Source organism: Streptococcus oralis subsp. oralis (assembly GCF_002096435.1).
Lineage (GTDB): Bacteria > Bacillota > Bacilli > Lactobacillales > Streptococcaceae > Streptococcus > Streptococcus oralis_AA.
The window spans coordinates 1-5,196 of the sequence record NZ_NCUI01000018.1 but is presented as its reverse complement, the minus strand read 5'-3'; the positions used below and the strand labels follow the sequence as shown (position 1 = coordinate 5,196).

2 tRNA genes and 3 rRNA genes are annotated in these 5,196 nt (G+C 49.6%); all 5 read right to left on the bottom strand.

Annotated elements, in window-relative coordinates:
- Window positions 1–116 (bottom strand): 5S ribosomal RNA (gene rrf, locus B7723_RS00160).
- Between the two features lie 76 nt (window positions 117–192).
- A 23S ribosomal RNA gene (locus B7723_RS00155) occupies window positions 193–3,093 on the bottom strand.
- Between the two features lie 123 nt (window positions 3,094–3,216).
- Window positions 3,217–3,289 (bottom strand) — tRNA-Ala (locus B7723_RS00150).
- Window positions 3,290–3,340: 51 nt separating this feature from the next.
- Window positions 3,341–4,887 (bottom strand): 16S ribosomal RNA (locus B7723_RS00145).
- Together the 16S, 23S and 5S rRNA genes with 2 tRNA genes alongside form the textbook arrangement of a ribosomal RNA operon.
- Before the next feature lie 232 nt (window positions 4,888–5,119).
- Window positions 5,120–5,191, bottom strand: a tRNA-Glu gene (locus tag B7723_RS00135).
- Between the last annotated feature and the right edge of the window lie 5 nt (window positions 5,192–5,196).

Here is a 5,196-nt window from a genome sequence, read left to right as displayed (position 1 = left end):
GCTAAGCGACTTCCATATCTCACAGGGGGCAACCCCCAACTACTTCCGGCGTTCTAGGGCTTAACTGCTGTGTTCGGCATGGGTACAGGTGTATCTCCTAGGCTATCGTCACTTAACTCTGAGTAATACCTACTCAAAATTGAATATCTATCAAATACCAAGAAAACCTCACACTTCGTATTCTCAGTTACTTTGGATAAGTCCTCGAGCTATTAGTATTAGTCCGCTACATGTGTCGCCACACTTCCACTTCTAACCTATCTACCTGATCATCTCTCAGGGCTCTTACTGATATAAAATCATGGGAAATCTCATCTTGAGGTGGGTTTCACACTTAGATGCTTTCAGCGTTTATCCCTTCCCTACATAGCTACCCAGCGATGCCTTTGGCAAGACAACTGGTACACCAGCGGTAAGTCCACTCTGGTCCTCTCGTACTAGGAGCAGATCCTCTCAAATTTCCTACGCCCGCGACGGATAGGGACCGAACTGTCTCACGACGTTCTGAACCCAGCTCGCGTGCCGCTTTAATGGGCGAACAGCCCAACCCTTGGGACCGACTACAGCCCCAGGATGCGACGAGCCGACATCGAGGTGCCAAACCTCCCCGTCGATGTGAACTCTTGGGGGAGATAAGCCTGTTATCCCCAGGGTAGCTTTTATCCGTTGAGCGATGGCCCTTCCATACGGAACCACCGGATCACTAAGCCCGACTTTCGTCCCTGCTCGAGTTGTAGCTCTCGCAGTCAAGCTCCCTTATACCTTTACACTCTGCGAATGATTTCCAACCATTCTGAGGGAACCTTTGGGCGCCTCCGTTACCTTTTAGGAGGCGACCGCCCCAGTCAAACTGCCCGTCAGACACTGTCTCCGATAGGGATAACCTATCCGGGTTAGAGTGGCCATAACACAAGGGTAGTATCCCAACAACGTCTCCTTCGAAACTGGCGTCCCGATCTCTTAGACTCCTACCTATCCTGTACATGTGGTACAGACACTCAATATCAAACTGCAGTAAAGCTCCATGGGGTCTTTCCGTCCTGTCGCGGGTAACCTGCATCTTCACAGGTACTAAAATTTCACCGAGTCTCTCGTTGAGACAGTGCCCAAATCATTACGCCTTTCGTGCGGGTCGGAACTTACCCGACAAGGAATTTCGCTACCTTAGGACCGTTATAGTTACGGCCGCCGTTTACTGGGGCTTCAATTCATACCTTCGCTTACGCTAAGCACTCCTCTTAACCTTCCAGCACCGGGCAGGCGTCACCCCCTATACATCATCTTACGATTTAGCAGAGAGCTGTGTTTTTGATAAACAGTTGCTTGGGCCTATTCACTGCGGCTGACTTAAAGTCAGCACCCCTTCTCCCGAAGTTACGGGGTCATTTTGCCGAGTTCCTTAACGAGAGTTCTCTCGCTCACCTGAGGCTACTCGCCTCGACTACCTGTGTCGGTTTGCGGTACGGGTAGAGTATGTTTAAACGCTAGAAGCTTTTCTTGGCAGTGTGACGTCACTAACTTCGCTACTAAACTTCGCTCCCCATCACAGCTCAATGTTATAGAACTAAGCATTTAACTCAATTCACACCTCACTGCTTAGACAGACACTTCCAATCGTCTGCTTTAGTTAGCCTACTGCGTCCCTCCATCACTACATACTCTAGTACAGGAATATCAACCTGTTGTCCATCGGATACACCTTTCGGTCTCTCCTTAGGTCCCGACTAACCCAGGGCGGACGAGCCTTCCCCTGGAAACCTTAGTCTTACGGTGGACAGGATTCTCACCTGTCTTTCGCTACTCATACCGGCATTCTCACTTCTATGCGTTCCAGCACTCCTCACGGTATACCTTCTTCACACATAGAACGCTCTCCTACCATACCTATAAAGGTATCCACAGCTTCGGTAAATTGTTTTAGCCCCGGTACATTTTCGGCGCAGGGTCACTCGACTAGTGAGCTATTACGCACTCTTTGAATGAATAGCTGCTTCTAAGCTAACATCCTAGTTGTCTGTGCAACCCCACATCCTTTTCCACTTAACAATTATTTTGGGACCTTAGCTGGTGGTCTGGGCTGTTTCCCTTTCGACTACGGATCTTAGCACTCGCAGTCTGACTGCCGACCATAATTCATTGGCATTCGGAGTTTATCTGAGATTGGTAATCCGGGATGGACCCCTCACCCAAACAGTGCTCTACCTCCAAGAATCTTTATGTCGACGCTAGCCCTAAAGCTATTTCGGAGAGAACCAGCTATCTCCAAGTTCGTTTGGAATTTCTCCGCTACCCACAAGTCATCCAAGCACTTTTCAACGTGCCCTGGTTCGGTCCTCCAGTGCGTCTTACCGCACCTTCAACCTGCTCATGGGTAGGTCACATGGTTTCGGGTCTACGACATGATACTAATGCGCCCTATTCAGACTCGGTTTCCCTGCGGCTCCGTCTCTTCAACTTAACCTCGCATCATATCGTAACTCGCCGGTTCATTCTACAAAAGGCACGCTCTCACCCATTAACGGGCTCGAACTTGTTGTAGGCACACGGTTTCAGGTTCTATTTCACTCCCCTCCCGGGGTGCTTTTCACCTTTCCCTCACGGTACTGGTTCACTATCGGTCACTAGGGAGTATTTAGGGTTGGGAGATGGTCCTCCCAGATTCCGACGGGATTTCACGTGTCCCGCCGTACTCAGGATACTGCTAGGTACAAAGACTATTTTAAATACGAGGCTATTACTCTCTTTGGCTGATCTTCCCAAATCATTCTTCTATAATCTTTGAGTCCACATTGCAGTCCTACAACCCCGAAGAGTAAACTCTTCGGTTTGCCCTCCTGCCGTTTCGCTCGCCGCTACTAAGGCAATCGCTTTTGCTTTCTCTTCCTGCAGCTACTTAGATGTTTCAGTTCACTGCGTCTTCCTCCTCACATCCTTAACAGATGTGGGTAACAGGTAGTACCTGTTGGGTTCCCCCATTCGGAAATCCCTGGATCATCGCTTACTTACAGCTACCCAAGGCATATCGTCGTTTGTCACGTCCTTCTTCGGCTCCTAGTGCCAAGGCATCCACCGTGCGCCCTTATTAACTTAACCTTATTTTTTGACCTTTCAGTCATAAACTCTTTTAATACTACAGCGTTTCGGTTTATTTTTCTTGTTACTATTTGATATAGATATTCAATTTTCAATGTGCATTACTTGGTGATCTCTCACCAATGGAGCCTAGCGGGATCGAACCGCTGACCTCCTGCGTGCAAAGCAGGCGCTCTCCCAGCTGAGCTAAGGCCCCACAAGACCTCTCAAGACTAAACAAGACCAATGTGCAGTTCCTTATCCTTAGAAAGGAGGTGATCCAGCCGCACCTTCCGATACGGCTACCTTGTTACGACTTCACCCCAATCATCTATCCCACCTTAGGCGGCTGGCTCCTAAAAGGTTACCTCACCGACTTCGGGTGTTACAAACTCTCGTGGTGTGACGGGCGGTGTGTACAAGGCCCGGGAACGTATTCACCGCGGCGTGCTGATCCGCGATTACTAGCGATTCCGACTTCATGTAGGCGAGTTGCAGCCTACAATCCGAACTGAGACTGGCTTTAAGAGATTAGCTTGCCGTCACCGGCTTGCGACTCGTTGTACCAGCCATTGTAGCACGTGTGTAGCCCAGGTCATAAGGGGCATGATGATTTGACGTCATCCCCACCTTCCTCCGGTTTATTACCGGCAGTCTCGCTAGAGTGCCCAACTGAATGATGGCAACTAACAATAGGGGTTGCGCTCGTTGCGGGACTTAACCCAACATCTCACGACACGAGCTGACGACAACCATGCACCACCTGTCACCTCTGTCCCGAAGGAAAACTCTATCTCTAGAGCGGTCAGAGGGATGTCAAGACCTGGTAAGGTTCTTCGCGTTGCTTCGAATTAAACCACATGCTCCACCGCTTGTGCGGGCCCCCGTCAATTCCTTTGAGTTTCAACCTTGCGGTCGTACTCCCCAGGCGGAGTGCTTAATGCGTTAGCTGCGGCACTAAACCCCGGAAAGGGTCTAACACCTAGCACTCATCGTTTACGGCGTGGACTACCAGGGTATCTAATCCTGTTTGCTCCCCACGCTTTCGAGCCTCAGCGTCAGTTACAAGCCAGAGAGCCGCTTTCGCCACCGGTGTTCCTCCATATATCTACGCATTTCACCGCTACACATGGAATTCCACTCTCCCCTCTTGCACTCAAGTTAAACAGTTTCCAAAGCGTACTATGGTTAAGCCACAGCCTTTAACTTCAGACTTATCTAACCGCCTGCGCTCGCTTTACGCCCAATAAATCCGGACAACGCTCGGGACCTACGTATTACCGCGGCTGCTGGCACGTAGTTAGCCGTCCCTTTCTGGTAAGATACCGTCACAGTGTGAACTTTCCACTCTCACACTCGTTCTTCTCTTACAACAGAGCTTTACGATCCGAAAACCTTCTTCACTCACGCGGCGTTGCTCGGTCAGACTTCCGTCCATTGCCGAAGATTCCCTACTGCTGCCTCCCGTAGGAGTCTGGGCCGTGTCTCAGTCCCAGTGTGGCCGATCACCCTCTCAGGTCGGCTATGTATCGTTGCCTTGGTGAGCCGTTACCTCACCAACTAGCTAATACAACGCAGGTCCATCTGGTAGTGATGCAATTGCACCTTTTAAGCAAATGTCATGCAACATCTACTCTTATGCGGTATTAGCTATCGTTTCCAATAGTTATCCCCCGCTACCAGGCAGGTTACCTACGCGTTACTCACCCGTTCGCAACTCATCCAGAGAAGCAAGCTCCTCCTTCAGCGTTCTACTTGCATGTATTAGGCACGCCGCCAGCGTTCGTCCTGAGCCAGGATCAAACTCTCATTAAAAGTTTGAGTTCTCACTCATTTCTGTCACTGACAGATTTATTGTTTTTTCATTGTTCAGTACTATAACCTCAGTTATAGTGCCCTGCACATTGGTTCGTCTTGTTCAGTTTTCAAAGGTCTTTGTCTCTCACTTCTCTCGTGAGCGACAACTATATTAGTATATCACAGCCATCTGTCTCTGTCAACAGATTTTTTAAACTTTTTTTCAAGTTTTTTTAGCCACAATACACCATAGTCCGTACGGGATTCGAACCCGTGTTACCGCCGTGAAAAGGCGGTGTCTTAACCCCTTGACCAACGGACCTTGAG